This is a genomic window from Streptomyces yerevanensis, from assembly GCF_000716805.1.
GTDB lineage: Bacteria > Actinomycetota > Actinomycetes > Streptomycetales > Streptomycetaceae > Streptomyces > Streptomyces flaveus.
Genome location: NZ_JNWJ01000003.1, coordinates 102232 through 128865 on the forward strand (window position 1 = coordinate 102232; position 26634 = coordinate 128865).

A 26634-nucleotide genomic window follows, 5' to 3' on the forward strand; every position below is an offset into this window, starting at 1 on the left:
TCAAATCCACCTGAGAACAACCGCCTCAGAACACGGACAATCCCGTCAGCGTCGTGAAACGCTCAAGGGCCGCGACGCCCGCCACCGAGTTACCCCGTTCGTCCAGGCCCGGGCTCCACACGCACAGCGTGCAGCGGCCGGGAACGACGGCGATGATGCCGCCGCCGACGCCGCTCTTGCCGGGCAGGCCGACCCGGTACGCGAACTCGCCCGCGGCGTCATACGTGCCGCAGGTCAGCATGACCGCGTTGACCTGCTTGGCCTGACTGCGGGTCAGCAGGCGCGTGCCGTCGGCCCGTACGCCGTGGCGGGCGAGGAATCCGGTGGCGAGGGCGAGGTCGGCGCAGGACGCCTCGATGGAGCACTGCCGGAAGTACTGGTCCAGGAGCGCCGGGACCGGGTTGCCGATGTTTCCGTACGACGCCATGAAGTGGCCGAGGGCGGCGTTGCGGTCGCCGTGGGCGGACTCGGAGGCGGCGACGTCCTTGTTGATGGCGAGCTGCGCGTTGCCGCTCTCCGCGCGCAGGAAGTCGAGGAGGGTGCCGGCCGCGTCGCCGGTCTGGGTGTGCAGGCGGTCGGTGACGACGAGGGCACCCGCGTTGATGAAGGGATTGCGCGGGATGCCGTTCTCGTACTCCAGTTGCACCAGCGAGTTGAAGGGATTGCCGGAGGGCTCGCGTCCGACGCGCTCCCACAGGGCGTCGCCCCCGCCCGCCAGGACGAGCGCGAGGGTGAAGACCTTGGTGAGCGACTGCGCGGAGAACGGCTGCCGCCAGTCCCCCACCCCGTACACCGTGCCGTCCAACTCCGCGACGGCCATGCCGAACCGACGCGGGTCGCAGGCCGCGAGCGCCGGGATGTAGTCGGCGGGCCGACCACGTGCGGGTATGTTCTCGATCTCGGCGGCGATGCGGTCGAGGACGGGCTGGAAGGTGAGGGACGACGAAGACACTGCCATGATCACCATTCTGCCGTTCGGTCCCCGCCGAGGCGGGTGGGCACGGGTGCCCGCGCCATCATCGTGTGCCCGACCAGCACACCGCGGGCACCCGCGCGTCTCAGTTGGCCCGCGAGCCCGCCAGTACCTCCGGCCGCAGCAGCGCGGCCAGCCGGTCGGGAGGCAATAGGCCCTTCTCCAGGACGAGTTCGGCAACTCCGCGTCCCGTCGCGAGGGCTTCCTTCGCGATACCGGTGGCCGCCTCATAGCCGATGTACGGGTTGAGCGCGGTGACCAGGCCGATGGAGTTCTCGACGGCCTCGCGCAGCACGTCCTCGTTGGCCGTGATCCCGGCGACGCAGCGCTCTGCGAGCGTCAGGCAGGCGGCGCGCAGATGCGTGATGCTCTCGGAGAGGGAGTGCAGGATGATCGGCTCGAAGGCGTTGAGCTGGAGCTGTCCCGCCTCCGCGGCCATCGTGATGGTGACGTCGTTGCCGATCACCTCGAAGGCGACCTGGTTGACGACCTCGGGAATCACCGGGTTCACCTTGCCGGGCATGATGCTCGAACCGGCCTGTACCGGCGGCAGGTTGATCTCGTTCAGACCCGCGCGCGGCCCGGACGACAGCAGCCGCAGGTCGTTGCAGCTCTTGGAGAGCTTCACCGCGATCCGCTTCAGGACCCCGGACATCTGCACGAACGCCCCGCAGTCCTGCGTGGCCTCGACGAGGTTGGCGGCGGTGACCAGCGGCAGCCCGGTGATGTCCGCGAGGTGCCGACGCGCGGCCTCGGCGTATCCGGCGGGCGCGTTGAGCCCGGTGCCGATCGCGGTCGCGCCCAGGTTGATCTCGTGGATCAGCGCGACGGCCTCGGCGAGCCGGCTGCGGTCCTCGTCCAGCATCACCGCGTACGCCGAGAACTCCTGACCGAGCGTCATCGGCACCGCGTCCTGCAGCTGCGTACGCCCCATCTTCAGCACGTCGCGGAACTCGACGGCCTTGGCGGCGAAGGCGTCCTGCAGCACGGCCATGGCCTGGAGCAGCCCGCGTACCGCGAAGATGGTGGCGACGTTGACGGCGGTCGGGTAGACGTCGTTGGTGGACTGGCCGAGGTTGACGTCCTCGTTCGGGTGCAGGAACTCGTACGCGCCCTTCGGATGTCCGAGGAGTTCCAACGCCCGGTTGGCGACGACCTCGTTGGCGTTCATGTTGGTCGAGGTCCCGGCGCCGCCCTGGATGACGTCGACGACGAACTGGTCGTGCAGCTTCCCGTCCCGGATCTCCCGGCAGGCCTCGACGATGGCCGCCGCCTTGGCCGGCTCCAGCAGGCCGAGTTCCTCGTTGGCGTGGGCGGCGGCCTCCTTGACGGCGGCCAGTGCGTCGATCAGGTGCGGGTAGGCGGAGATCGGGGTGCCCGTGATGGGGAAGTTCTCCTTGGCGCGCAGGGAGTGGATGCCCCAGTACGCCTCGGCGGGGACGGCACGGTCGCCGAGCAGGTCGTGCTCGCTGCGATGGGCTGCGGCGGCGGTCATGTCGGTGCGGCTCTTCTTTCAGGAGAAGGGGTGGATCAGGCCTGCGTGAGCGGATCAGGACTCGGTCAGCGGTTCCAGTGCGCGGGCCGGCCGGACGCTCCCGACCACCTCCCCGCCCCCGAACAGCGGCGCCTGAGCGAACTCGGCGAGCACGGCCGGGTCGACGCCGCAGCGTGCAAGGGCGGCGACGACCACGGGCAGCCGGGCCCGGTCCGCCCCGTCCGCGATCTTCACGGCGACCGCCCGCCCGTCGGGAAGCGCCGCGACGTGTACGCCCTCGAAGCCGTCCTTGGTGAGCAGCCCCGGCACGGCCCGCATCAGCGCGGCGACGTCGCGGCCGGAGCCGGACGCCATTTCGGCGTGCTCGCGCATCGCGTCGGCGACCCGCGCCTCGGGAGTACCGGGCGGGGCGGTGGTGATCCGGGCGGCGGCGCGCGCGAGCCCGTGCAGCGAAATGGAGAACAAGGGCGCACCGCAGCCGTCGACGGACACGTGTGCGATGGCCTGTCCGGTGAGGTCCTCGACGATCTCCGCGATCGCCTGCTGGAGCGGATGCGCGGGGTCGAGGTAGTCGTCGAGCGACCAGCCGTTCAGGTGCGCCGTGTAGAGCATCGCCGCGTGCTTGCCCGAGCAGTTCTGCGCGAGCTGCGACGGCAGCCGCCCCTCGCGCACCCAGGCTTCCCGTACGACCGGGTCGTACGGCAGGTCCGGCACATTGCGCAGGGCCTCCTCGGGGAGCCCGGCCTGCTCCAGGATCCGCCGGGTTCCGGCGAGATGCCGCTCCTCGCCGGAGTGGCTGGCCGCGGCCAGCGAGAGCAGCTCCCCGTCGAGCGGCAGCCCGGCCCGCAGCATCGCCACCGCCTGTACGGGCTTGAGCGCCGAGCGCGGATAGAAGGCCGCCTCGATGTCGCCGATCTGCAGTTCCACCGTCCCGTCGGCGCCGAGCACGACGACCGAGCCGTAGTGGATGCCCTCGATGACACCGCCGCGTACGAGCTGGGCGACGGGCGCGTGCAGCGGCTCCCGGATCGTGGGCGCCTCGGCCAGTGAACTGCCCTGTTCGGCAAGGATCTTGAGGCAGCTCACGCGTCGGCTCCGGACTTGCGTACGGCCGCCACCCTGCCCCGTACGGCGAACCATCCCGCCACCAGGGCCGCCACGATCAGCGGCAGACACATCACGGTCGTACGTCCTGCTCCCCCGTCGGCGTACATCAGCACCAGCACGGAGGCGAGGAAGAACAGGGTGACGAGCTCGGTCCAGGGCGAGCCCGGCAGGCGGTAGCTGGGGCGCTCCAGCTCGCCTTCCTGTGTCTTCCGCCAGAAGACCAGGTGACAGATCATGATCATGCCCCAGGTGGCGAGGATGCCGATGGCCGCGAAGTTCAGCACGATCTCGAACGCGTCGGCGGGGACGACGAAGTTGAGGCCGACACCGAGTACACAGATACCGCTGGTGAGCAGGATTCCGCCGTACGGGACCTGGCTGCGGCTCATCACCGAGGTGAACTTCGGCGCCGAGCCGGACATCGCCATGGAGCGCAGGATGCGGCCGGTGGAGTACAGGCCGGAGTTCAGCGAGGACATGGCGGCGGTCATCACGACCAGGTTCATCACGCCGCCCGCGGCCGGGATGCCGATGTTGGACAGCACCGTGACGAAGGGGCTCTCCTTGCCGCTGTAGGACGACCAGGGCAGCAGCATCGAGAGGAGCACCACGGAGCCGACGTAGAAGAGACCGACGCGCCACATGATGGAGTTGATCGCCTTCGGCATGATCTTCTCCGGGTTCTCCGTCTCACCCGCCGCGACACCGACGAGCTCGACGGAGGCGTAGGCGAAGACGACGCCCTGGACGATCAGCAGCATCGGCAGCAGGCCGTTGGGGAAGAGGCCGCCGTTGTCGGTGATCAGGGACGGGCCGGGGGTGTTGCCGTCCACGGGCTGCTGGGTGGCCAGCAGGAAGATGCCGATGAACATGAAGGCGACCAGGGCGCCGACCTTGATGATCGCGAACCAGAACTCCAGCTCACCGAAGTACTTCACCGAGATGAGGTTCACGGTGAGGACGACGGCGAGTGCGATGAGCGCGATCACCCACTGCGGGATGTCGGAGAACATGCCCCAGTAGTGGGTGTAGGTGGCGACCGCGGTGATGTCGGCGATGCCGGTGGTCGCCCAGTTCAGGAAGTACATCCAGCCCGCGATGTACGCGCCCTTCTCGCCGAGGAACTCCCGCGCGTAGGACACGAAGGCGCCGGAGGAGGGCCGGTACAGGACGAGTTCGCCGAGGGCGCGGACGACGAGGAAGGCGAAGATTCCGCAGACGGCGTACGCGATGAAGAGCGAGGGGCCGGCGTCGGCGAGCCGTCCGCCGGCGCCGAGGAACAGGCCGGTGCCGATGGCGCCGCCGATGGCGATCATGTTGACGTGCCGGGACTTCAGGGACTTGCTGTATCCCGCGTCTCCGGCGTCGACGTGAGCGGCCGGTTTCCGTATCTCTTCGTCGAGGGACTGCTCGCTCACGCCGGGGTCTCGCCTTCTGTGGGGGTGTCTGTGCTGTCGGTGTTTTCGGTGCCCTCGGGCCGCACGATCGCGGTGAGGGTCGTCTCGACGCGGTCGAGGTGGTGGGCCATGGCTTCGGTCGCGTCGCGCTCGCTGCCGTCGATCAACGCCTCGACGATCGCCCGGTGTTCTCGGTTGGACTGCTCGCGACGGCCGCCGAGTTCGTTCAGGAACGCCGACTGGCGGGCCAGCGCGTCACGGATCTCCTCGATGACGCGACGGAAGACCGGGTTCTGGGCGGCCTGCGCGACGGCGAGATGGAAGAGCGTGTCCATGGCCACCCAGGCGGTGGTGTCGGTCTCGTGCTCCATCCGGTCGAGCAGGTGGGCGAGATGGTCGAGGTCCTCGGGTGTGCGGCGGGCGGCGGCGTAGCCCGCGACGGGGATCTCGACATGGCGCCGGACCTCTATCAGGTCGCTGGCCGCGTAGTCGCCGAAGGTGGGGTCGACGACCGGCCCGTTCGAGACGACGAACGTTCCCTTGCCGGTACGGGACACGGTCAGGCCCATCGTCTGCAGGGCCCGCAACGCCTCCCGCAACACGGGACGGCTGACCTCGAGGCTCCGGCACAGCTCCGCCTCGGACGGCAGCTTGTCCCCCACGGCGTACTCGCCGCGCTCGATCGCACTCCGGAGATGACTGAGCACCGCTTCCATCGCGCTGACGCGCCGCGGGACCGAGCCACCTGTCTGGCTGTCTGACAGGTTCACGGGGGTGATCCTGCGGGGAACGGGAGGTGACTGTCAAGGGTTCGAGACGGACCGCCGCGCGACTCGATCGGCTACGCCCACAGAGCCTCAGCGATCGAAACCCCCACAAAGGCCGCGCCGAGCCCCGCGACCACGCTCGCGATCACATTGACGGCGGCGTAGAAACGGGCCCCGTCCTCGGCCAGCCGCAGGGTCTCGTACGAGAACGTGGAGTACGTGGTGAGCGCGCCGCACAGGCCGGTGCCGAGCAGCAGTTGGAGATGCGAGGAGGCCGCTCCGGCCGAGGCCGCGCCGGTGAGTGTGCCCAGGATCAGGCAGCCGACGACATTCACGGTGAAGGTGCCCCAGGGGAAGACCGTGACGTGACGGGACTGCACCGAGCGGTCGGTGAGGTAGCGCAGGGGTGCGCCGACCATGCCGCCGGCGATCACCAACAGCCAGTTCACGAGGGCTTCTTGCCTTTCCTACCTGTCGAGGCCGGGCTGTCCTCGCGGCCTACGTACCTGATGACCTGGCAGTCGTCGAGGATCACCAGCCCCTCCCCCACCAGTTCGTCGAGCTCCGGCAGAAAGGCGTGTACGCGTTCCTCCGCGTCCACGATGACGATGGCCACCGGCAGGTCCTCGCTCAGCGACAGCAGCCGCGAGGTGTGGATCAGCGAGGACGCGCCGAATCCCTCGATGCCCCGGAAGACGCTCGCGCCCGCAAGTCCCGCCGCGCGCGCCCGGTGCACGATCTGCGAGTACAGCGGTTTGTGGCGCCAGGTGTCGTTCTCGCCGATGAAGATCGTCAGCCGTAGGGCATCGCCGGTCAGTCTCGTCGTCATCGCCGCCTCCATGCCAGTACCCTGCGGGTCGCCACCACCGCGAGCCACACCGCCACCAACGCCGCGACGAGGGTGGCGGCGAGGTAGGCGAGGCCGGTCCTGGGGCGGCCCTCGTCGACCAGTTTCTGGATGTCGACGGCGTACGTCGAGAAGGTGGTGAAGCCGCCGAGGACGCCGGTGCCGAAGAAGGGCCGGACCAGCCGGTGCGCCGCCCACACGTCGCTGATCACGACCATGAAGACGCCGATCACGGCGCACCCGATGACGTTGACCAAGAGTGTGGTCCAGGGGAAGGCGGCGGTCTGCGTGGGCCAGATCAGCGAGGCCCCGTACCGTGCGGCCGCGCCCAGCGCGCCACCGGCCGCGACCACCGCCACGACCGGTCCCTGTCCGTGCCACGGCGACGGCCGCCCGGCGGGCACACGGAGCTTCCCGGGCCCGTCCACCTTCTCGGATCGGAGCGCTGTCATGAACGTAGATCTCCTGGTCGTGGCAGGAGATCAGGCTAACTCTCCGGGGTTCTCAGGTGCCCGCCGCCTCTCGTTCGATGCTCTCGAACCGGTCCGCCATCGCCTGCTGGAGCGCCTGGGCACCGGACAGCGGGCGGACCATGACCGTGAGCTCGTCGATCCGGCCGTCCTCGTCGAAGTGCAGCAGGTCGCAGCCCTGGAGCTGCCGGTCGCCCACGCGCGTCTCGAAGACGAGGACGAGGTCGCGGCCGTCCGGGTTCGCGATCTCGCGGACGTAGCGGAAGTCCTCGAAGATACGCAGGACGGCGCCCAGGAGCGCCGCGGTGATCGCCTTTCCGGCGTACGGCTTGAACACCACCGGGCTGGTGAACACGACGTCCTCGGCGAGCAGGGCGACGACAGCCTCGTGGTCGCCGTCCTCGACGGCCTTGCGGAAGGGGTTCATGGTCCACCTCATAGTCAATTTGTTGATTAGGTGTGTCGGACAGTACGCTCCTCGCATGGCACTGCGCAACGCTCTGCTGGCCACGCTTCTGGACGGCGAGGCCTCCGGCTACGACCTGGCGAAGACCTTCGACGCGTCGGTCGCCAACTTCTGGATGGCTACGCCCCAGCAGCTGTACCGCGAGCTGGACCGCATGGCGTCCGAGGGGCTGATCGAGGCCAGGGTCGTACGCCAGGAATGCCGGCCGGACAAGCGGCTCTTCGCGCTGACGGAGGCGGGCCGGCGTGCGTTGTACGACTTCACGGCCGCCCCGCCCCGGCCCACCGCGATCCGCGACGAGCTGCTGGTCAAGCTGCAGGCGGTGGACGAGGGTGACGGCACGGCCGTACGCGCTGCCGTCGAGGAGCGCATTGAATGGGCCCGGGCGAAACTGGCCCGGTACGAACGACTCCGGCTGCGGTTGCTCGACGGTCGCAGCGAGGACGAGCATCTGACCCGGTCCGAGCGTGTGGGCCCTTATCTCACGCTGTTGGGCGGTATCGAGTTCGAGGAGGCCGCCGTCCGCTGGGGCGAGCAGGTGCTGGTGATCCTTCAGCGGCGGGCGAAGGCCGACAGTAGCGACGGCCGCGGCGGTACGTGACGAAAGGGCCCGCCCACGCTTCGCGCGCGGGCGGGCCCTCGGTCAGCCGGTGTCCGTCAGTGCGTCACCGGCGGTTGAACAGTGACATCGCCGGAAGCGGGCGGTCGTCGTAGCCGAACAGGGCTTGGTTCTCCCAGGCGTTGCCCGACGAGGGGTCGGTCGGGTCCCAGCCGTTGCCGTTGACCGCGGTCCAGGTGGACTCCCAGTAGAAGACACCGAGGCCGCGGTTGTTCGGGACGGCCTCCACGATGTTCATGATGTCGCGGAACCAGGCGGTCTGCCCGGCCGTGGTGGCCGGGTATCCGGCCACCAGCTCACCGCTCGTGTTGATGATGTCCTCGTGCGCGTCCTCGCTGCCAAGACGGAAGGGGTAGGCCGTCTCGGCGACGTAGACCGGCTTGCCGTAGCGGGTCGCCGCGTCGTCCAGGGTGGTCTGGAAGTCGGTGAGCGAGCCGTGCCAGTAGCCGTAGTACGACAGGCCGATGACGTCGAACTTCACACCGTTCGAGCGTGCGCTGTCGAACCACCAGCGGGTGCCCGCGAGGTCGCCGCCCTTGGCGAGGTGCAGCGCCACAGTCGTGGACGAGTTGACCGCCTTGACCGCGTCGTAGCCGGAGTTGAGCAGCCCGGCGAGCTGGCCCCAGTTGTCGGTGGAGCCCTCGTTCCAGAGCATGCCGCCGTTGGTCTCGTTGCCGACCTGCACCATGTCGGCCGTGGTGCCCTGCGCCTTCAGGGCGTTGAGGACGTCGTACGTGTGGTTGTAGACGTCCGTCTTCAGCTGGCTGTACGAATGTCCGGCCCAGGCGGCGGGCTTGTCCTGGCGGCCCGGGTCGGCCCAGAAGTCCGAGTAGTGGAAGTCGACGAGGAGCTTCATGCCCTGCGCCTTGACGCGCTTGGCCATCGCGAGGACGCGGGCCTTGTTGTTGTAGCCGTCGGCCGGGTTCACCCACACCTTGAGGCGGGCGTAGTTGTGCCCGTGGGACTTGAGAATGGCGAGGGCGTCCCCCGTGCTGCCGGAGCTCGTCCGGTAGACGCCGCCCTTGGCCTCGCTCTTGGCGAGTGACGAGACGTCGGAGCCCTTGATGGCCAGGCCGTTGGTCGTGCCCGAGGTGAACGTCAGGTCGTCGACGTTGATCCAGTTGCCCGCGTTCGCATCGGAGTTGATGCTGATCGTGCACTGGCTGTTCGTCACCCTGATGGGGACGACTATGCGTATCCAGCCGCTGCTGGAGACCGGCAGATCGGTGCGCTGCTCGGCGCTTCCGCAGTTCTTGAGCGCCAGGTACGCGGACTTCTGCCCGCCGCCCGAGCGCACCCAGGCACTGAGGGTGTAGTTCCCGTTGGTCAGCCCGGAGAGGTACTGGTACGTCTCCACCTTGTATGCGGAGGAGGCGTAGTGCGACAGGCGGTAACTGCCGCTGCGGCCACCGGACTCCACGAACGAGGCGCCGGTGGAACCGTACTCCGACCAGCCGCTGGGTGCGGCGACACCGGAACCGTCGGACTCGAAGCCGGTGTTCTGGAGCGTGCTCGCCGCCACCGCCGACTGTGCGGGCAGGGCGGTGAGGGCGAGCCCGGCTGCGAGCGGCAGCAGCAGGGCCTTGAGTGTGCGTCTGGGATGGAACATCGTCGTCCGTCGTCCCTTCGACGTGATGGGTATGGGGGGTGCCCCTCCTGATGGCGGAGGGGAAGCCCCTCCGCCCGCGGCTCGTGCGGCTCGCACGGGCGGAGGGAGTCGGCTCAGCCGTCGAGTCGTACGACCCGGACGGCTCCCGCGGGAACCGCGAGGCGGCCCGCGGCGCGTTCGCCCGTCAGCAGCTCGGTGCCGTGCGCCTCCAGCGGCACCTTGGCGTCCGACGAGGTGTGGTTGATCGCGAAGAGGTAGGTGCCGGACTCGCCGGTGCGGCGCACCACTTCGACGTCGCGCGGCAGGTCGGCGCGCGGCGCGATGCGGGCGTCCTCGGCGGCCCAGCCCACGAGGGCGTCGAGGCCGTCGGACCCGAGGCGGGTGGAGACGTACCAGGCCGTGCCGTCGCCGAGCCGGTGCCGGGTGACGGCGGGGTGGCCGGCGGTGAGTCCGTCGGTGTACGTCCACACGGTCTCGGCGCCGCGCGGCACCACGAACTCCGACCACACGTCACCGGTGAGTTCGGAGCCGTCGGGCCCTGCGATCTGCACCCGGTCGCCCGCCAGCAGCGGCGAGAACTCCTCGACGGTCAGGCCGAGTACGTCCCGCAGGGGGCCCGGGTAGGGGCCGTCGTGCACGGCGTCGTGCTCGTCGACGATGCCGGAGAAGTACGAGACGACGAGGGTGCCGCCGTTCTCGACGTACTCCTGCAGATTCTGCCCGGCGGCTTCCGTCATCAGGTACAGCGCGGGCACGACGACGAGTGGATAGGCCGACAAGTCGGCTTCCGGGTGGGCGAAGTCGACGGTGAGGTGGCGGTCGAAGAGGGCTTCGTAGAAGGCGTCGGCGCGCTCGCGCGGGTCGTGGTCCTCGCTGGGGCGCCACTGGAGGGTCTGCGCCCACCAGGAGTGCCAGTCCCAGAGCACGGCCACGTCGGCGACGGTGCGTGTGCCTTGGATCGGCGCCAACGCGCCCACGGACGCGCCGAGTTCGACCACCTCACGCCAGACCCGCGAGTCCGTGCCCGCGTGCGGCAGCATCGCCGAGTGGAACTTCTCCGCGCCGCGCCGCGACTGCCTCCACTGGAAGAACAGGGCGCCGTCGGAGCCGCGGGCCACATGTGCGAGGGAGTTGCGGGCCATCTCGCCGGGTGCCTTGGCGGGGTTGCGGGGCTGCCAGTTGATGCCCGACGTGGAGTGTTCGAGCAGCAGCCAGGGGGCGCCGCCCGCGACGGAGCGGGTGAGGTCGGCGGCCATGGCGAGATTGACGTGGGTACGGCGGCCGTCGGTGATCAGGTAGTGGTCGTTGGTGACGAGGTCGACCTCGCGGCCCCAGGCCCAGTAGTCGACGGAGTCGCACTGGCTGAGGGCGGTCATGAAGTTCGTGGTGACCGGGATGCCGGGCGAGAGGCGGTGCAGGATGTCGCGCTCGGTCACGAAGTTCTCGCGCATGGTGGCGTCGGCGAAGCGCTTGTAGTCGAGCGCCTGCGCCGGATTGCCGACCGTGGGGGTCACGCGGGGCGGGTTGATCTGGTCGAAGTCCGCGTACCGCTGGCCCCAGAAGGCGGTTCCCCAGGCCTCGTTGACCGCGTCGACACTCTCGTACGTCGCGGCCAGCCAGCGGCGGAAGTGCGCGGCGCAGGACTCGCAGTAGCAGGCCGACACGGGGACGCCGTACTCGTTGTGGACGTGCCACAGCGCGAGCGCGGGATGGTCGGCGTACCGGGTGGCGAGCCGGGTGGTGATGGCGGCGGCGGCCTCGCGGTAGTCGGGGTTGCTGTGGCAGATGGCGCCGCGCGAGCCGAACTCGTACCGCGTCCCGTCGGCGGCCATCGGCAGCGACTCGGGGTGCGCCCGGTAGAACCAGGCCGGCGGCGCCACCGTCGGCGTACCGAGGTCGGCGCGTATCCCGTGCTCGTGCAGCAGGTCCAGGAGACGGTCGAGCCAGCCGAACTCGTAGGCCCCGGGTGAGGGTTCGAGCAGGGCCCAGGAGAAGATCCCGACGCTCACCATCGTGACGCCCGCTTCGCGCATCAGCCGGACGTCCTCGTGCCAGACGCTTTCCGGCCACTGCTCGGGGTTGTAGTCCCCACCGAAGGCGAGCCTGGTGAGGCCCTTGGGGGTGGTCTCCGGCATGGATCTCTCCCGGTTTATCGATCAGTTGGGAACGTGCACACACATCGCTGTCGGCACGAGCCCAACATAACCGCACAGCAACAACCATTGACAAGTGTCCTGGATGTTTCTCTACTGTGAACGCTCACAGAAGCAGCACGGGCGAGCCGCAGGGGCGCGCCGGTGTCGAGGGGCGAGCGCGCGGAGGCCTGAATGGCTGAGCACGGTCGTGCCCTCGACACCGGCTGAAGCGCCCCGGGGGCGAGCCGCACAAGAAAAAGGGGCAGGCCTCCGCAGCAGGCGGAGACCACGGTCAGGGAGATACATCCATGCCACACACGAAGCTGCGTCGCCTCGTGACCATCTCGGTCGCCGTCACGCTCGGCGCCACCGCACTCGCCGCCTGCGGCTCTTCGGACGAGGACAGCGAGGCCGACTCGGGGCCGGTCTCGCTGACGTACTGGTCCTGGACGCCGGGCATGGACAAGGTCGCCGACCTGTGGAACAAGGGCCCGGGCAAGGACGAGCAGATCACCGTCACGGTGAAGAAGCAGGCGTCCGGCGACACCCTCGTCACCAAGATCCTCACCGCGCACAAGGCCAAGAAGGCCCCGGACCTGGTGCAGGCCGAGTACCAGGCCCTGCCGACCCTGGTCAGCAATGACGCGCTCGCCGACATAGCCGGTGAGGTGGACGGCGTGAAGGACAAGTTCGCCGATGGTGTCTGGCAGCAGACGACGCTGGGTTCGGACGCGGTGTACGCGATTCCGCAGGACTCCGGACCGATGATGTTCTACTACCGCGAGGACCTCTTCAAGCAGTACGAACTCGAAGTCCCCAAGACCTGGGAGGAGTTCGCTCAGACCGCCCGCGCGCTGAAGAAGAAGTCCCCGGACACGGACCTCACCACGTTCTCCGCCAACGACTCCGGGCAGTTCGCGGGTCTCGCGCAGCAGGCGGGCGCCAAGTGGTGGACCACCGAGGGCGAGACGTGGAAGGTCGGCATCGACGACGCGGCGACGCAGAAGGTCGCCGACTTCTGGGGCGGTCTCGTCAAGGAGGGCGCGATCGACAACCAGCCGATGTACACGCCGGCTTGGAACAAGGCGCTCAACACCGGCAAGCAGATCGCCTGGGTGAGCGCGGTCTGGGCGCCCGGCACGCTGACGACCGCCGCGCCCGACACCGAGGGCAAGTGGGCGATGGCCCCGCTGCCGCAGTGGTCGGCCGGCGAGAACGTGACGGGCAGCTGGGGCGGCTCCTCCACGGCCGTCACCACGGACTCCAAGAACAAGTCGGCCGCCGCGAAGTTCGCCTCCTGGCTGAACACGGACCCGGCCGCGCTGACCGCGCTCGCGAAGGAGGGCGGCATCTACCCTGCCGCCACGACCGCGCAGACCAGTGACGCGTTCGCCGAGCCGCCGGCCTTCTTCTCGAACCAGCCGGACTTCTACACCCAGGCTTCCGAGATCGCGAAGACCACGGCACCCTCCGCGTGGGGCCCGAACGTGAACGTCGCGTACACCACCTTCAAGGATGCGTTCGGCAAGGCCGCCAAGGACAAGTCGGACTTCGGTGCCGCCCTCACGAAGATGCAGGACGACACCGTCGCCGACATGAAGAAGCAGGGCTTCGAGGTCGCGGAGTGACGAGCGCACGCCGGAAGTCGTACGGGGTCAAGGGGGCCCCGTATGCCTTCCTTCTTCCCGCGACGATCCTCTTCGCCCTGTTCTTCGCGCTGCCCATCGGCTACGCGATCTGGCTCAGCCTCCACAAGGTCCAGGTCAAGGGCCTGGGCCTGGGCTCGGGCGCCCGCAGCGAGGTCTGGGCGGGCCTGGAGAACTACACCGACGCCCTCACCGACTCGGAGCTGCTCGACGGAGCGCTGCGCGTGCTCGGGTACGGCGCCATCGTGGTCCCGGTCATGCTCGGCCTCGCCCTGCTGTTCGCGCTGATGCTCGACACCGAACGGGTCCGCCTCGCGCCCTTCACCCGGCTCGCGATCTTCCTGCCGTACGCCATTCCCGGCGTCGTCGCGGCGCTGCTGTGGGGCTTCCTGTATCTGCCGGACGTCAGCCCCTTCTACTTCGTGCTCGACAAGCTGGGGCTGCCGCAGCCGGACCTGCTGGACGGCGGAGGGCTGTACGCCGCGCTGTCGAACATCGCGGTGTGGGGCGGCACCGGCTTCAACATGATCGTCATCTACACCTCGTTGCAGGCCATCCCGGCCGAGGTGCACGAGGCGGCGAAGCTGGACGGTGCGACCCCGCTGCAGATCGCAGTGCGGATCAAGATCCCGATGGTGGCGCCCTCGCTGGTGCTGACCTTCTTCTTCTCGATCATCGCGACGCTCCAGGTGTTCAGCGAGCCGACCACCCTCAAGCCGCTCACCAACTCCGTTTCCACGACCTGGAGTCCGCTGATGAAGGTGTACCAGGACGCCTTCGGCAAGGGCGACATCCACTCGGCAGCAGCAGCGGCCGTGATCATCGCCCTCGTCACACTCGTCCTGTCCTTCGGTTTCCTCCGCGTCGCCAACTCCCGTACCAAGCAGGAGGAAGCACGATGAGTTCTCTTGCCGTCCGCAAGGCCGCTCCGGCCGCGGGCACGACATCCGGCACCGCTCAGGGGCCGCCGCTGCGGCGCCGGATCGCCTTCGTCCCGACGGTCACGCTGCTGCTGGGTGCGGTCTACTGCCTGCTGCCCGTGGCCTGGGTGCTGATCGCGGCGACCAAGTCCGGCCGTGAGCTGTTCTCGACGTTCACGTTCCTGCCGGGCACGGGCTTCGCCGAGAACGTGAAGGACCTCAACGCCTATCGTGACGGCGTCTACTGGAAGTGGATGGGCAACTCCGCCCTCTACGCGGGCCTCGGCGCCCTCCTGTCGACAGCCGTCTCCGCGCTCAGCGGCTACGCCCTCGCGATCTACCGCTTCCGTGGCCGCGAGACCGTGTTCAACATCCTCCTGGCGGGCGTGCTGATGCCGCCGGTGATCCTGGCGATCCCCCAGTATCTGCTGCTGGCCAAGGCCGACCTGACGGATTCGTACGCGTCGGTGCTGCTGCCCCTGATCCTGTCGCCGTACGGCGTGTATCTCGCTCGCATCTACGCCACCGCGGCCGTGCCGAGTGATGTGGTCGAGGCCGGGCGGATGGACGGGGCGAGCGAGTGGCGGATCTTCACTCGGGTCGCGCTGCCGATGATGGTGCCGGGTCTGGTGACCGTCTTCCTGTTCCAGTTCGTGGCGGTGTGGAACAACTTCCTGCTGCCGTACATCATGCTCAGCGACGACGAGAAGTTCCCGATCACGCTGGGTCTGTTCACGCTTCTCGAACAGGGCGCCAACACCCCGGCGTTGTACACGCTGGTGATCACGGGAGCTCTGCTCGCGGTGATCCCGCTGATCGCGCTGTTCCTGGTCATCCAGCGGTTCTGGAGCCTCGACCTGCTGTCCGGAGCCGTAAAGTCATGACCATGCACTCGACGGGGGGCCGGCGCAAGCCGCCGACGATCCATGACGTGGCGCGCGAGGCCGGTGTCTCGCGCGGCACCGTCTCCCGCGTACTCAACGGCGGGCACTATGTGAGCCCGACGGCGCAGGAGGCGGTCAACGCGGCCATCCGCAGGACGGGTTACGTCGTCAACCGGCACGCCCGCTCGCTGATCACCGGACGCTCGGACTCGATCGGTTTCCTGCTCACCGAACCGCAGGAGAGGTTCTTCGAGGACCCCAACTTCAATGTCCTGCTGAGCGGTTGCACGCAGGCACTTGCGACGCACGACATCCCGCTGCTGCTGATGCTGGCGGGCACGCGGGACGAACGGCGGCGCATAACGCGGTACATCACGGCCGGTCATGTCGACGGGGTGCTGCTGGTCTCCAGCCACTCCGGTGACCCGGTCGCCGAGGAACTGCGTGCGGCGGGGGTGCCCCTCGTCCAGTGTGGCAAGCCGATGGGGCTCAGCTCAAAGGTGAGTTACGTGGCCGCGGACGACCGGGACGGCGCCCGTGACATGGTGCGCCACCTGCTGTCGCTGGGGCGGCGCCGTATCGGCATGGTGAGCGGCCCGCTGGACACCCCGGGCGGTGTCGACCGCCTCGCCGGCTACAAGGAGGTGCTCACGGAATCCGGCGTCGAGATCGACGAACGGCTCATTGTCTCCGGCGACTACAGCCGGGCCAGCGGCGAGGCGGGCACCGAACGGCTGCTGGCGCAGGCCCCCGACATGGACGCCTTGTTCGTGGCCTCCGACCTGATGGCACAGGGCGCCCTGGCGGCGCTGCGCCGGGCGGGCCGCCGGGTGCCTGAGGACGTGTCCGTGGGCGGCTTCGACGACTCCAGCGCGGCGACAGAGGCCACTCCGGCCCTCACGACGATCCGCCAGCCCTACGACCGCATCAGCGCCGAGATGGTGCGGTTGCTGCTCGCCCAGATCGGCGGCGAGGACCCGGCGGCGATGATCCTGCCGACGGAGCTGGTGAAGCGCCGGTCGACCTGAGAGCTCCAAACAGAATGGGCGCAGCTTCAGGGTTCGCCGAGCAGTAACCGTACGCCGTCCGCCGACAGCGTGAGGCTGTCCGGCGAACCCGGGTCGATGGTGAGCGAGCGGCCCCTCTCGGGCCAGTGGGCCGGGAGCAGGCCGAGGGGTACGAGGTGGTAGGTCTGCACGTCCGGCAGCGCCTGGGCCATCCGCTCCTCCGAGGTGAAGACCTCCACAGCACGGCCCGTCAGGGCAAGCTTCAGTTCCGGGGCGTCCACGTCGTCGAGAGGGTCGGCCGGCACCAGCACTCTGCTCCCGGCCAACAGGGCCCGCGCCTCGCTGTCTTGTCCGTCGTACGCCAGGACACCCAGGGCGCGCAGGATGCCGGCGGACGTGTCTTCGTCGGGAGGGCTGGTCATGGGGGTGGCGTTTCGTTCGTGTCCCGCGGACGAGGTGTTCCGTCCGCGTGGGACCGTCCTTGTGGGACAACTCTCGCCTACCCTCCGTCCGCACGCTCATGCGAAGCACGCGCGAATGACCGGTAGACTGGGTGATCGCGAAGGGGAGTAGCTCTGCGAACCGGTCGTCGACACACTGGAGCCCACGGGTTCCCGGTGGCCGGGCCCGCGTGAACATGCGGGTGGGCGAGACCTTCGGCCAGGCATTGATGTGCTCGCACGCCGTGCGGTGCACCCGTCATGCCGGGCCGATCGGTTCTCCCGTCGCCCCAGCCGAGGGCGCTTCGCGAAGATCCGGAGGGCCCGGCCCGTACAGAAAGCCACCCGGATGTCTCTCGCCCCCCTGGCGTCTTTCGACCCCTTGGCGGTCATCACCGCCTTCGGGCTGATCTTCCTCGCCGAACTGCCCGACAAGACGATGTTCGCGTCGCTGGCCATGGGCACCCGCATGCGGCCCTTGTACGTGTGGTTCGGCACGTCGACCGCGTTCGTCGTGCATGTCGCGATCGCCGTCGGCGCCGGCAGCCTCATCGGCCTGCTGCCCGACTGGACCGTCAAAACCGTCTCGGCCGCGCTGTTCGCCTTCGGCGCCTTCATGCTGTTGCGCGGCGAAGGGGACGACGAGGTGGACGCGGACGGCCGGACGGTCACCGGGTTCTGGCCGGTCTACACGACCGCCTTCATGGCCGTCTTCATCAGCGAGTGGGGCGACCTGACGCAGATCACGACCGCCAACCTCGCGGCCACGAACGGGATCGCGTCCGTGGCCCTCGGCTCCGCGGCGGCCCTCATGTCGGTCTCCGCTCTCGCGTTGCTGGCGGGCCGCTTCATCGCCAAGCGCGTACCCCTGAAGACCGTCCAGCGCATCGGCGGGCTGTGCATGCTGGGCCTGGCCGTGTGGTCGGCGGTCGAGATCTTCACCGGCTGACTTGCCGGCCCCTGGAGCTGCGCTCCCCTGCCCGCGTGGCGCTTACATGCGCGCACACTAGTTGCATAGTCAACAAAGGTTCATTTTCTGTTACCGTGCATACATGGCAGCGGAGAAGACCGATTCCCGGCTCGAGGAGCGGTGGCGGGACATCCTGTCGGTGCATGCGCGCACGATGTGCGAGATCGACCGCGAGTTGCATCCACATGGCCTGGGAGCCAGCGACTTCGAGGTCCTCGACATCCTGGTGTCGGACGCGGCCACGCATCCGGGCGAGCAGTGCCGCGTGCAGAACATCGCCGAGCGCGTCCACCTGAGCCAGAGCGCCCTGTCCCGCCTCATCGGCCGCCTGGAGAAGGAGGGCCTGGTGGAGCGCTCCATCTGCCAGGAGGACCGCCGCGGGGTGTGGGTCGCGCTCACCCAGAAGGGCCGCGACCTGCACACCGAGGTACGCCCACTGCAGCGCGCGGCGCTCGCGCGCATGCTGAAGGGCGAGTGAGGCGCACGCTCCGCTAACGGACGAGGAGCGTGCGTACGCCCTCCGAGTTGAGCGTCAGGCCGTGCGGGGAGCTGGCGTCGATCGTCAGCGAAAGATCCCCAGTGGGCCACTGGGAGGCCAGTGCGCCCAGCGGCACCAGCCGGTAGCGGGAGACATACGGCAGCAGTTCGGCCATCCGCACCTCCGAGGTGAACACCGGCACGAGCGGCTCCTCGCCATCCTGCTCCAGTACGGGCAGCGCCACCATCGCGGGATCGGCCACCGCCTCGTCGTCGGCGTCATCAGGCACCGGGACCAGCACGTCCGTGCCGGCCAGCGTGTCCAGCGCCGCGTCGTCCTCAGCGTTCTCGGCCAGCACACTCAGCGCCCGCTCGGCCTCCGAGGTGGCGCTGTCGTTCGAGGGTATCTCCATGGCACATCCCGACGTAGTGGCGTTCTCGGCCACCCGGGACACCATTCGCCCCGGGCGCGTGACTCGCGTACCCGTTCGGACGTCCTGGCATACCTACACTTCCGGATCGTACTGCCGAGTCCCCGCGCATGGTGAAAACGGACCAGTAGTGGTGACCGCCGCCCACGCGCCGTCCGCGGCGTCGCGCATAGCGTGGGCGTATGCCGATGCAACCCTGGTTTCCCGATGCCAAGCTGGGCGTCTTCATCCACTACGGCGTCTACGCCGTGGGCGGCGCTGCCGAGTCCTGGTCCTTCTACACCGGCGAGATGACGCACGAGCAGTACATGAAACAGCTCGACGGCTTCACCGCGTCGCGCTACGACCCGGACGCCTGGGCCGAGTTGTTCGCCCGCATCGGCGCGAAGTACGCGGTGCTCACCACCCGGCACCACGACGGCGTCGCCCTGTGGGACACCGACCACCGCAATCTCGATGTCGTCCGGGACACACCGGCAGGCCGCGACCTCGTCACCGGATTCGTCGACGCGCTGCGCGCGAGGGACCTCAAGGTCGGCCTCTACTACTCGCACTCCGACTGGAACCACCCGGACTACCCGAGCGAGCGGCACCCGGGACCGCACCTCGTGGAGCCCAACGCCTACTCGCACGCCGAGCCCGGCAAGGAAGACCCGGAGACCTGGGCGCGCTACCTCACGTACCGCGACGGCCAGGTCCGCGAACTCGTCGAGCGCTTCCGCCCCGACATCCTCTGGTTCGACGGCGAATGGGAGCGCACGGAGGAGCAGTGGCGGATGCGCGAGCTCGCCGAACTGATCCTCGCGGGCAACCCCGACACCATCCTCAACGGCCGCATGCTCGGCTACGGCGACTACGCCACTCCGGAACAGGGTGCACCGCTCCAGGCCCCGGAGGGTCCATGGGAGCTGTGCCTCACGATCAACGACTCGTGGAGCTACCGGCCGCAGGACCGCGACTTCAAGTCGGTGCGCCAGTTGGTGCGTTACTTCGCGGAGACGATCGGCATGGGCGGCAATCTGCTGCTCGGCGCAGGGCCGCGGGAGGACGGCACGATCCCCGAGGAGCAGGTCGAACGCCTGGAGGGCCTCGGCGCGTGGATCGCGCGTCATGCCGACGCCGTGTACGGGACGGTCGCCGGGCTGCCCGCCGGGCACCACTACGGTCCCAGCACGCTGTCCGCCGACCGTCGAACGCTGTACCTGGTGTGCTTCGACGCACCGCGCGAGACCGTCTCCGTACGCGGACTGCGCAACCGCGTCCTGCGGGCCACGGTCCTGGGTACGGGCACCGAACTGGGCCACCATGTCACCGGCGGCCTGGACGCGGTTCCGGGCGTGACCTGGATCGACGCGCCCGCTGCGGCCGATCTGGACGATCAGGCCACGGTGCTGGCCGTCGAGCTGGAAGGGGAGCTGGATCTGTACCGGGGGGCGGGGCGGGACTGAGGCTCCGCCGCGGTAGCGCTCGTATGCCCCGAGTACTCCGGGTCAGGCGAGGGAGAGAAAGAGCTTCTCGAGGCGGGCCCGCATCTGGTCGCGGTCCATGTCCGGCTCGCCGTTCTCGGGGGCCATGCAGTGCTCCAGGCCTGTCGCGATGATCGCGAACCCGGCACGGTCCAACGCCCTTGAGGCGGCGGCCAGTTGGGTCACCACCTCATCGCAGGAGCGGCCCTGCTCGATCATGTTGATCACGCCCGCTATCTGCCCCTGGGCTCGCTTGAGCCGGTTGATCACGGACTTCAGCTCGTCGGCCGCCATCTGCAGTTCCATACGAAGCGCTCCCTCGTCGTATACCCCGCCCGGTACTCTACGCCGCCGCTCCCCCGGCCTGCCGGGCTCTCGGTACAGAGACGGGACCGCCCCGGTCGGCGGACTGCCGACCGGGGCGGAACGGGTTCCTTCTGGCGTGTTCGTCCTGCTCGCGAAGCCTGTTCGCGAACCGAGCCGTCAGGCCAGCGTGGCGAGCGCCTGGTTGAGGGTCGCCGACGGACGCATCACGGCCGACGCCTTGGCGGGGTCGGGCCGGTAGTAGCCGCCGATGTCGGCCGGCGAGCCCTGCACCGCGATCAGCTCGTCCACGATGGTCTGCTCCTGCGTGGTCAGCGTCTCGACCAGCGGGGCGAACGCCTTGGCGAGCGCCGCGTCGTCGTTCTGCTTGGCCAGCTCCTGGGCCCAGTAGAGGGCCAGGTAGAAGTGGCTGCCGCGGTTGTCGATGCCGCCGACGCGACGGCTCGGCGACTTGTCGTTCTCCAGGAACAGGGCGGTCGCGCGGTCGAGGGTGTCCGCGAGGACCTGGGCGCGCGCGTTGTCCGTGGTCTGCGCGAGGTGCTCGAAGCTGGAGGCCAGCGCGAGGAACTCACCCAGGCTGTCCCAGCGCAGGTAGTTCTCCTTGACCAGCTGCTGGACGTGCTTCGGCGCGGACCCGCCGGCGCCCGTCTCGAAGAGGCCGCCGCCGTTCATCAGCGGGACGACCGAGAGCATCTTGGCGCTGGTGCCCAGCTCCAGGATCGGGAACAGGTCGGTCAGGTAGTCACGCAGGACGTTGCCGGTGACCGAGATGGTGTTCTCGCCGCGGCGGATGCGCTCCACGGAGAGCTTGGTCGCCTCGACCGGGTTCAGGACGCGGATGTCCAGGCCCTCGGTGTCGTGCTCCGGCAGGTACTGCTCGACCTTCGCGATCAGCTGCGCGTCGTGGGCACGGGTCTCGTCCAGCCAGAACACGGCCGGGTCGCCGGTGGCGCGGGCGCGGGTGACGGCCAGCTTGACCCAGTCGCGGATCGGGGCGTCCTTGGTCTGGCAGGCACGGAAGATGTCGCCGGCGGAGACGGTCTGCTCGATGACGACGTTCCCGGCCTGGTCGACAAGGCGGACGGTGCCGGTGGTGGGGATCTCGAAGGTCTTGTCGTGGCTGCCGTACTCCTCGGCCTTCTGCGCCATCAGGCCGACGTTCGGGACCGAGCCCATGGTCGAAGGGTCGAAGGCGCCGTTCGCGCGGCAGTCGTCGACGACGACCTGGTAGACGCCCGAGTAGCTGCTGTCCGGCAGGACGGCGAGCGTGTCGGCCTCCTCGCCGTCCGGGCCCCACATGTGGCCGGAGGTGCGGATCATGGCCGGCATGGAGGCGTCGACGATGACGTCGGAGGGAACGTGCAGGTTGGTGATGCCGCGGTCGGAGTCGACCATCGCAAGTGCGGGACCCTCGGCGAGTTCGGCGTCGAAGGAGGCCTTGATCTCGGCGCCCTCGGGCAGGGACTCGAGACCCTTGTAGATGCCGCCGAGTCCGTCATTCGGGGTGAGACCGGCCGCGGCGAGCTTCTCGCCGTACTTCGCGAACGTCTTCGGGAAGAAGGCGCGCACCACGTGACCGAAGATGATCGGGTCGGAGACCTTCATCATCGTGGCCTTCAGGTGCACGGAGAACAGCACGCCCTCGGACTTGGCACGGTTGATCTGCGCGGTCAGGAACTCGCGCAGCGCGGCGACCCGCATCACGGAGGCGTCGACGACCTCACCGGCGAGTACGGGTACGGACTCGCGCAGCACGGTGGTGGAGCCGTCGTCGCCCTTCAGCTCGATGCGCAGCGCGCCGGCCTCGGAGATCACCGCGGACTTCTCCGTGGAACGGAAGTCGTCCACACCCATGGTCGCGACGTTGGTCTTCGACTCGGAGGTCCAGGCACCCATGCGGTGCGGGTGGGCCTTCGCGTAGTTCTTCACCGAGGCGGGGGCGCGCCGGTCGGAGTTGCCCTCGCGCAGGACCGGGTTGACGGCGGAGCCCTTGACCTTGTCGTAGCGGGCGCGGATGTCGCGCTCCTCGTCGGTCTTCGGGTCGTCCGGGTAGGTCGGCAGCGCGTAGCCCTGCTCCTGCAGCTCGGCGACCGCGGCCTTGAGCTGCGGGATCGACGCCGAGACGTTCGGCAGCTTGATGATGTTCGCCTCGGGCGTCTTGGCGAGAGCGCCCAGCTCGGCCAGGTCGTCCGGGATGCGCTGCCCCTCTTCGAGGTACTCCGGGAAGAGAGCGATGATCCGCCCCGCCAGGGAGATGTCCCGCGTCTCCACGGTGACCCCGGCCGTCGAGGCGTAGGCCTGGATCACCGGCAGGAACGAATGCGTCGCCAGGGCCGGGGCCTCGTCAGTGTGCGTATAGATGATGGTCGAGTCAGTCACCGGGTGCTCCGCTCCACGTCTGCAACATTGCTCGACATCAAGATATCTCGTGATCGGCCATCGGCGGACAGGAGCCCGCACAAGTGAGCCATGGCTGCGTCACACCCCGGGGTCTCAGCTGGTCTCCGCCCTCAGGTCTTCGCCATCACGCGCAGTGCCTCTTCCTCTGGCGGCCCTGTTCCAGCCGTACGTAGTAGTCGACGCTCCCCCCGCCAGCCGTCATCGCCGGACCATCCGCCCGCTCATGGTGAGTGGCCGCACACTGTCGCCAAAAACTATGTTGTCCCCCCACATGTGCCATGGACGTGCACCTTCCTAGGTTGTGCCGACAAGTAAGCGTCCCCGCCCGCCTGGAAGTGGTGTTCATGGCCTCCGCAACAACCGCTCCCCCACCGCCCTCGAACCTCCGCCGGATCGTCGCCGCGAGCCTCATCGGCACCACGATCGAGTGGTACGACTTCTTCCTCTACGGATCCGCCGCCGCGCTCGTCTTCAACAAGCTGTTCTTCCCGGGCTCCGACCCACTCGTCGGCACGCTGCTCTCGTTCTTGACGTACGCGGTGGGATTCGCGGCCCGGCCTCTCGGGGCGCTGGTCTTCGGGCACTACGGCGACCGGCTCGGGCGCAAGAAGCTGCTGGTGCTGAGTCTGCTGCTGATGGGCGGGGCGACCTTCGCGATCGGACTGCTGCCCACGCACGCGACCATCGGTACGGCGGCCCCGGTGCTGCTCACCGTGCTGCGCCTGGTGCAGGGCTTCGCACTGGGCGGCGAATGGGGAGGCGCCGTGCTGCTGGTGTCGGAGCACGGGGACGCGCGGCGGCGCGGGTTCTGGGCTTCGTGGCCGCAGACCGGGGCGCCCGCCGGACAGTTGCTGGCGACGGGTGTGCTGTCGCTGCTGACCGCGGTCCTCTCGGACGCCGCCTTCATGTCCTGGGGCTGGCGTATTCCGTTCCTGCTGTCGGGCGTGCTGGTGATCGTCGGTTTGTGGATTCGTCTGTCTGTCGATGAATCGCCAGTCTTCAAGGCGGCCCTCGCGCAGGCCGAAACTCGCAAGGCGGCCCAGGACGGACCCGCCGAGAAGCTCCCGCTCGTGTCCGTGCTGCGGCACCACTGGCGCGACGTCCTGATCGCGATGGGCGCGCGTATGGCGGAGAACATCAGCTACTACGTGATCACCGCCTTCATCCTCGTGTACGCCACCACATCGGCCGGTCTCTCCAAGCAGACCGCGCTGAACGCGGTGCTCATCGCCTCCGCCGTGCACTTCGCCGTCATCCCGGCCTGGGGCGCCCTGTCGGACCGCGTCGGCCGTCGGCCTGTGTATCTGCTGGGCGCGGCGGGAGTCGGTGTGTGGATGTTCCCGTTCTTCTCGCTCATCGACACCGGGAGCTTCGGGAACCTGATCCTCGCCGTGACCGTGGGCCTGGTCCTGCACGGGGCCATGTACGCACCGCAGGCCGCCTTCTTCTCGGAGATGTTCGCGACCCGTATGCGCTACTCGGGCGCTTCGATCGGCGCACAGTTCTCGTCCGTCGCGGCGGGCGCGCCCGCGCCGCTCATCGCGACCGCACTGCTGGCCGACTACGACAGCTCCACTCCGATCGCCCTGTACGTGGTCGGGGCGGCCGTACTGACACTGATCGCGGTGGGGGTGGCGAAGGAGACCCGGCACCGTGACCTCGCGGAATGGGAGGGTGAGGACGGCCAGGAGGACGCGGAGCCCGCGACGACGTCGGCCCGCGCCGCTGACGCCCGTCCCGTCTGAGCCGGTTCCACGGCGAGCTTCCCCGAGACCGACCCCCGTGCGCCCGTGCGTGCGGGGGTCAATGTCGCGCCGTGGACGACAACCGGTGCAGCCGTACGGCGAGTTGGATCTCCAGGGCCCTGGCCGGGCTCTGCCAGTCGGGTCCGAGCAGCCGGCCCACCCGCTCCAGGCGCTGCGCGACCGTGTTGACGTGGACGTGGAGCTCGTCGCTCGTGCGCGCCGGGCTCCTGCCGCACGCGAAGTACGCGTCGAGGGTGCGCAGGAGATTGGTGCCGCGTTTCGCGTCGTACGTCACGACCTGGCCGATGGTGCGCTCGACGAAGCCAGAGATGTCCCGGCTCCCGGCGAGGAGGAGCCCCAGGAACCCGAAGTCCTCGGCGGCGGCGCCGTCCCCGGCCCGGCCGAGCAGTCGCAGCGCGTCGCGGCATCGCTGCCCTTCCGCGTAGGCCTCGGCCACGCTGTCCGGATGGGCGGTGAGGTTCTCGACGGGCGCGGAGGCGCCGACGGTGACCGCCTCGGAGACGGCGGTGCCCAGGTCTCCGGCCGTGCGGCGGGCCAGGTCCGTCGCGGTGTCACCGGGACGCAGGGGCAGGAGCAGGACTGTGCCACCGTCGCGGGCGGCGGCCAGGCCGTGCCGGGTGGCGGCGAGGTGGGACGCGGCGGACCACAGCCTGCGGCGGGCGGCGGCCTCGTGGTCGGCGTCGGCGGCTGTGGAGTCGAGACGAGCGGCCAGCACCACGTGGGTGCCGTCGAGGTCGGCGTCCAGCCGGGCGGCACGCTCGCGCAGCAGCCGGGGATCGCGGTCGCGCGCGTCGAGCAGATCGTCCAACAGCTCGCCGCGGACGCGTTGTTCGGCCTCGGCGGCCGAGCGGCGGGCCAGCAGCAGGAGCGAGGTGACCATGGCGGCCCGCTCCAGGGTGCGCTGGTCGACGGGGTCGAGCCCCGGATGGCCGTGCAGCAGCAGTGCGCCAAGCAGTTCACCGCCGGCGGCGACGGCCGCGACCCAGTCGTCCCCGTGCCGGACGGCGTGTCCTTCGGCGCGTGATGCCTCGAGGGCATCACCGGGTGCGGCGCCCGCCTCGGCGAACTCCACAGTGCCGTCGAGGACTTGGGAGACCGCGGCCGCCACGTCGTGGACCCCGCCGCCGCGCAGGACGAGCTCGGCGAGCCGGTCGTGCACGTCCGAGGCGCGCTCGATGACCCCGCTGCGGTCCCGGATGATCTCGTTGGCCCGCTCCAGATCCCCGAGTGTTTCGCGGGTCTCGGTGAGCAGGTTCGCGGTGTCGATGGCGGCGGCCGCCAGGGCGGCGAACGAGCCGAGCAGCGCGATCTGCTCCCGCTCGAAGACCCGTGCCCGGCGGTCGGCCGCGAAGAGCACGCCGATGACATGCGGCCCGAGCATCAGGGGCACGCCGAGGATCGCCACCAGGCCCTCGTCCCGAACGCCCGCGTCGATGGCCGAGGTGTGCTGGAAACGGTCGTCCTGGAAGTAGTCGTCGGTGACATAAGGGCGGGCGGTCTGGGCGACGAGCCCGCCGAGCCCCTCCCCCATGCCGAGCCGCAACTGCTGGAGGCGCGCCGCCACCGAGCCCTCGGTGACCCGCATGTACGTGTCGCCCTCGACCGGATCGTTCAGGGTGAGGTACGCCACGTCCGTGCTCAGCAGCGACCGCGCGCGCTGCACGATCGCCTGGAGCACGGCGTCGAGGTCGCGCAGCCCGGCCAGGTCGTGGGCCGTCTCGAAGAGCGCGGACAGCTCGGCCTCGCGTCGGCGGCGTCCCTCCATCTCGGAACGCACGCGCAGCGCGAGCACCTTGGCGTGCTCCAGAGCGGCGACCCGCTCGGGCGGCAGTCCGTCGGCACGGGCGAGCAGCACCGGCTGCTCGTACGCGTCGGCGGACGCGCCCCGGGCCAGCAGCTCCAGGAACGGCGCCTCGGCGCTCGCCTCGGAGCGCCCTGCGGACTGCAATTGATCGCGAGACATGTCCACCAGGATTACTCACCGCACCGACAGCCCGACCAGCCCTGTGGACAACTCA

At 69.3% G+C, this 26634-nt stretch carries 25 protein-coding genes; 9 read left to right on the top strand and 16 right to left on the bottom strand.

Annotated features, from left to right (window positions below; genetic code table 11):
- Positions 1–25: 25 nt before the first annotated feature.
- The 9 genes from OP79_RS04025 to OP79_RS04065 form a co-directional block, all read right to left on the bottom strand.
- A complete protein-coding gene (locus OP79_RS04025) occupies positions 26–967 on the bottom strand; it encodes a glutaminase (RefSeq protein ID WP_033318526.1) in 942 nt (313 codons plus the stop codon).
- Positions 968–1058: 91 nt separating this feature from the next.
- Positions 1059–2468: an aspartate ammonia-lyase gene (gene aspA / locus OP79_RS04030; protein ID WP_033318527.1), complete on the bottom strand. Its 1410-nt coding sequence runs from the start codon at positions 2466–2468 to the stop codon at positions 1059–1061.
- A 54-nt stretch (positions 2469–2522) separates the two neighbouring features.
- Entirely contained in the window at positions 2523–3554 is a 1032-nt protein-coding gene (locus OP79_RS04035) for an asparaginase (protein WP_245685211.1), read from the bottom strand.
- On the bottom strand, positions 3551–4993 hold the full coding sequence (locus OP79_RS04040) for an amino acid permease (protein ID WP_033318528.1): 1443 nt from the start codon (positions 4991–4993) through the stop codon (positions 3551–3553). The genes OP79_RS04035 and OP79_RS04040 overlap by 4 nt, the downstream gene beginning before the upstream one ends.
- Complete coding sequence (locus OP79_RS04045) at positions 4990–5742, bottom strand: FadR/GntR family transcriptional regulator (protein WP_033318529.1); 753 nt, start codon at positions 5740–5742, stop codon at positions 4990–4992. The genes OP79_RS04040 and OP79_RS04045 overlap by 4 nt, the downstream gene beginning before the upstream one ends.
- Before the next feature lie 71 nt (positions 5743–5813).
- A complete protein-coding gene (crcB, locus tag OP79_RS04050; RefSeq protein WP_033318530.1) occupies positions 5814–6188 on the bottom strand; it encodes a fluoride efflux transporter CrcB in 375 nt (124 codons plus the stop codon).
- On the bottom strand, positions 6185–6568 hold the full coding sequence (locus OP79_RS04055) for a DUF190 domain-containing protein (protein WP_033318531.1): 384 nt from the start codon (positions 6566–6568) through the stop codon (positions 6185–6187). The genes crcB (OP79_RS04050) and OP79_RS04055 overlap by 4 nt, the downstream gene beginning before the upstream one ends.
- Positions 6565–7038: a fluoride efflux transporter CrcB gene (gene crcB, locus OP79_RS04060; protein WP_033318532.1), complete on the bottom strand. Its 474-nt coding sequence runs from the start codon at positions 7036–7038 to the stop codon at positions 6565–6567. The genes OP79_RS04055 and crcB (OP79_RS04060) overlap by 4 nt, the downstream gene beginning before the upstream one ends.
- A 52-nt stretch (positions 7039–7090) precedes the next feature.
- Positions 7091–7483 carry a nuclear transport factor 2 family protein gene (locus tag OP79_RS04065; protein ID WP_033318533.1) on the bottom strand — a complete coding sequence of 131 codons (393 nt, stop codon included), beginning with the start codon at positions 7481–7483 and terminating at the stop codon, positions 7091–7093.
- Positions 7484–7538: 55 nt separating this feature from the next.
- On the opposite strand from OP79_RS04065, the gene OP79_RS04070 reads away from it, so the two are divergent.
- Positions 7539–8123: a PadR family transcriptional regulator gene (locus OP79_RS04070; protein ID WP_033318534.1), complete on the top strand. Its 585-nt coding sequence runs from the start codon at positions 7539–7541 to the stop codon at positions 8121–8123.
- Positions 8124–8187: 64 nt separating this feature from the next.
- Here OP79_RS04070 and OP79_RS04075 read toward each other — a convergent pair whose 3' ends face one another.
- Both OP79_RS04075 and OP79_RS04080 read right to left on the bottom strand, forming a co-directional pair.
- A complete protein-coding gene (locus OP79_RS04075; RefSeq protein ID WP_033318535.1) occupies positions 8188–9750 on the bottom strand; it encodes a glycoside hydrolase family 53 protein in 1563 nt (520 codons plus the stop codon).
- 113 nt (positions 9751–9863) lie between these two features.
- Complete coding sequence (locus OP79_RS04080; protein WP_033318536.1) at positions 9864–11885, bottom strand: beta-galactosidase; 2022 nt, start codon at positions 11883–11885, stop codon at positions 9864–9866.
- Positions 11886–12193: 308 nt separating this feature from the next.
- Here OP79_RS04080 and OP79_RS04085 point away from each other — a divergent pair, with 308 nt between their 5' ends.
- Genes OP79_RS04085 through OP79_RS04100 form a run of 4 tightly spaced genes read left to right on the top strand, consistent with a single transcriptional unit; the run spans position 12194 to position 16363 of the window.
- Positions 12194–13513, top strand: coding sequence for an ABC transporter substrate-binding protein (locus tag OP79_RS04085; RefSeq protein ID WP_033318537.1), 1320 nt, complete (start codon positions 12194–12196; stop codon positions 13511–13513).
- A complete protein-coding gene (locus OP79_RS04090) occupies positions 13510–14433 on the top strand; it encodes a carbohydrate ABC transporter permease (protein WP_033318538.1) in 924 nt (307 codons plus the stop codon). Before OP79_RS04085 ends, OP79_RS04090 begins: the two co-directional genes overlap by 4 nt.
- A complete protein-coding gene (locus tag OP79_RS04095) occupies positions 14430–15335 on the top strand; it encodes a carbohydrate ABC transporter permease (protein WP_033318539.1) in 906 nt (301 codons plus the stop codon). Before OP79_RS04090 ends, OP79_RS04095 begins: the two co-directional genes overlap by 4 nt.
- Positions 15332–16363, top strand: coding sequence for a LacI family DNA-binding transcriptional regulator (locus OP79_RS04100; protein ID WP_033318540.1), 1032 nt, complete (start codon positions 15332–15334; stop codon positions 16361–16363). Before OP79_RS04095 ends, OP79_RS04100 begins: the two co-directional genes overlap by 4 nt.
- Positions 16364–16389: 26 nt before the next feature.
- On the opposite strand, the gene OP79_RS04105 is transcribed toward OP79_RS04100, so the two are convergent.
- The gene (locus tag OP79_RS04105) at positions 16390–16764 is read right to left on the bottom strand and encodes an SseB family protein (RefSeq protein ID WP_033318541.1); all 375 of its coding nucleotides are present in this window, start codon (positions 16762–16764) and stop codon (positions 16390–16392) included.
- Between the two features lie 367 nt (positions 16765–17131).
- Between OP79_RS04105 and OP79_RS04110 the strand changes: the two genes are divergently transcribed.
- Both OP79_RS04110 and OP79_RS04115 read left to right on the top strand, forming a co-directional pair.
- Positions 17132–17731, top strand: a complete 600-nt coding sequence (locus tag OP79_RS04110; RefSeq protein WP_033318542.1) for a TMEM165/GDT1 family protein — start codon at positions 17132–17134, stop codon at positions 17729–17731.
- 103 nt (positions 17732–17834) lie between these two features.
- Entirely contained in the window at positions 17835–18230 is a 396-nt protein-coding gene (locus tag OP79_RS04115; RefSeq protein WP_033318543.1) for a MarR family winged helix-turn-helix transcriptional regulator, read from the top strand.
- A 13-nt stretch (positions 18231–18243) separates the two neighbouring features.
- Here OP79_RS04115 and OP79_RS04120 read toward each other — a convergent pair whose 3' ends face one another.
- Complete coding sequence (locus tag OP79_RS04120; RefSeq protein ID WP_033318544.1) at positions 18244–18642, bottom strand: SseB family protein; 399 nt, start codon at positions 18640–18642, stop codon at positions 18244–18246.
- 200 nt (positions 18643–18842) lie between these two features.
- On the opposite strand from OP79_RS04120, the gene OP79_RS04125 reads away from it, so the two are divergent.
- Positions 18843–20108 (top strand): alpha-L-fucosidase, encoded by a 1266-nt coding sequence (locus OP79_RS04125; protein ID WP_033318545.1) that lies wholly within the window; start codon positions 18843–18845, stop codon positions 20106–20108.
- Between the two features lie 42 nt (positions 20109–20150).
- Here OP79_RS04125 and OP79_RS04130 read toward each other — a convergent pair whose 3' ends face one another.
- Together OP79_RS04130 and OP79_RS04135 are read right to left on the bottom strand one after the other, a co-directional pair.
- Positions 20151–20432 carry a metal-sensitive transcriptional regulator gene (locus tag OP79_RS04130; protein WP_033318546.1) on the bottom strand — a complete coding sequence of 94 codons (282 nt, stop codon included), beginning with the start codon at positions 20430–20432 and terminating at the stop codon, positions 20151–20153.
- Positions 20433–20609: 177 nt separating this feature from the next.
- The gene (locus tag OP79_RS04135; protein WP_033318547.1) at positions 20610–22829 is read right to left on the bottom strand and encodes an NADP-dependent isocitrate dehydrogenase; all 2220 of its coding nucleotides are present in this window, start codon (positions 22827–22829) and stop codon (positions 20610–20612) included.
- 365 nt (positions 22830–23194) lie between these two features.
- Between OP79_RS04135 and OP79_RS04140 the strand changes: the two genes are divergently transcribed.
- Complete coding sequence (locus tag OP79_RS04140; protein WP_033318707.1) at positions 23195–24595, top strand: MFS transporter; 1401 nt, start codon at positions 23195–23197, stop codon at positions 24593–24595.
- Between the two features lie 58 nt (positions 24596–24653).
- On the opposite strand, the gene OP79_RS04145 is transcribed toward OP79_RS04140, so the two are convergent.
- On the bottom strand, positions 24654–26579 hold the full coding sequence (locus OP79_RS04145) for a helix-turn-helix domain-containing protein (RefSeq protein WP_033318708.1): 1926 nt from the start codon (positions 26577–26579) through the stop codon (positions 24654–24656).
- Positions 26580–26634 lie beyond the last annotated feature (55 nt).

Coding starts and splice junctions, on each gene's coding strand:
- OP79_RS04025 (WP_033318526.1), bottom strand. CDS start 967: ATGGTGATCATGGCAGTGTCTTCGTCGTCCCTCACCTTCCAGCCCGTC.
- aspA (WP_033318527.1), bottom strand. CDS start 2,468: ATGACCGCCGCCGCAGCCCATCGCAGCGAGCACGACCTGCTCGGCGAC.
- OP79_RS04055 (WP_033318531.1), bottom strand. CDS start 6,568: ATGACGACGAGACTGACCGGCGATGCCCTACGGCTGACGATCTTCATC.
- crcB (WP_033318532.1), bottom strand. CDS start 7,038: ATGACAGCGCTCCGATCCGAGAAGGTGGACGGGCCCGGGAAGCTCCGT.
- OP79_RS04065 (WP_033318533.1), bottom strand. CDS start 7,483: ATGAACCCCTTCCGCAAGGCCGTCGAGGACGGCGACCACGAGGCTGTC.
- OP79_RS04070 (WP_033318534.1), top strand. CDS start 7,539: ATGGCACTGCGCAACGCTCTGCTGGCCACGCTTCTGGACGGCGAGGCC.
- OP79_RS04075 (WP_033318535.1), bottom strand. CDS start 9,750: ATGTTCCATCCCAGACGCACACTCAAGGCCCTGCTGCTGCCGCTCGCA.
- OP79_RS04080 (WP_033318536.1), bottom strand. CDS start 11,885: ATGCCGGAGACCACCCCCAAGGGCCTCACCAGGCTCGCCTTCGGTGGG.
- OP79_RS04085 (WP_033318537.1), top strand. CDS start 12,194: ATGCCACACACGAAGCTGCGTCGCCTCGTGACCATCTCGGTCGCCGTC.
- OP79_RS04095 (WP_033318539.1), top strand. CDS start 14,430: ATGAGTTCTCTTGCCGTCCGCAAGGCCGCTCCGGCCGCGGGCACGACA.
- OP79_RS04100 (WP_033318540.1), top strand. CDS start 15,332: ATGACCATGCACTCGACGGGGGGCCGGCGCAAGCCGCCGACGATCCAT.
- OP79_RS04105 (WP_033318541.1), bottom strand. CDS start 16,764: ATGACCAGCCCTCCCGACGAAGACACGTCCGCCGGCATCCTGCGCGCC.
- OP79_RS04110 (WP_033318542.1), top strand. CDS start 17,132: ATGTCTCTCGCCCCCCTGGCGTCTTTCGACCCCTTGGCGGTCATCACC.
- OP79_RS04115 (WP_033318543.1), top strand. CDS start 17,835: ATGGCAGCGGAGAAGACCGATTCCCGGCTCGAGGAGCGGTGGCGGGAC.
- OP79_RS04120 (WP_033318544.1), bottom strand. CDS start 18,642: ATGGAGATACCCTCGAACGACAGCGCCACCTCGGAGGCCGAGCGGGCG.
- OP79_RS04125 (WP_033318545.1), top strand. CDS start 18,843: ATGCCGATGCAACCCTGGTTTCCCGATGCCAAGCTGGGCGTCTTCATC.
- OP79_RS04130 (WP_033318546.1), bottom strand. CDS start 20,432: ATGGAACTGCAGATGGCGGCCGACGAGCTGAAGTCCGTGATCAACCGG.
- OP79_RS04140 (WP_033318707.1), top strand. CDS start 23,195: ATGGCCTCCGCAACAACCGCTCCCCCACCGCCCTCGAACCTCCGCCGG.
- OP79_RS04145 (WP_033318708.1), bottom strand. CDS start 26,579: ATGTCTCGCGATCAATTGCAGTCCGCAGGGCGCTCCGAGGCGAGCGCC.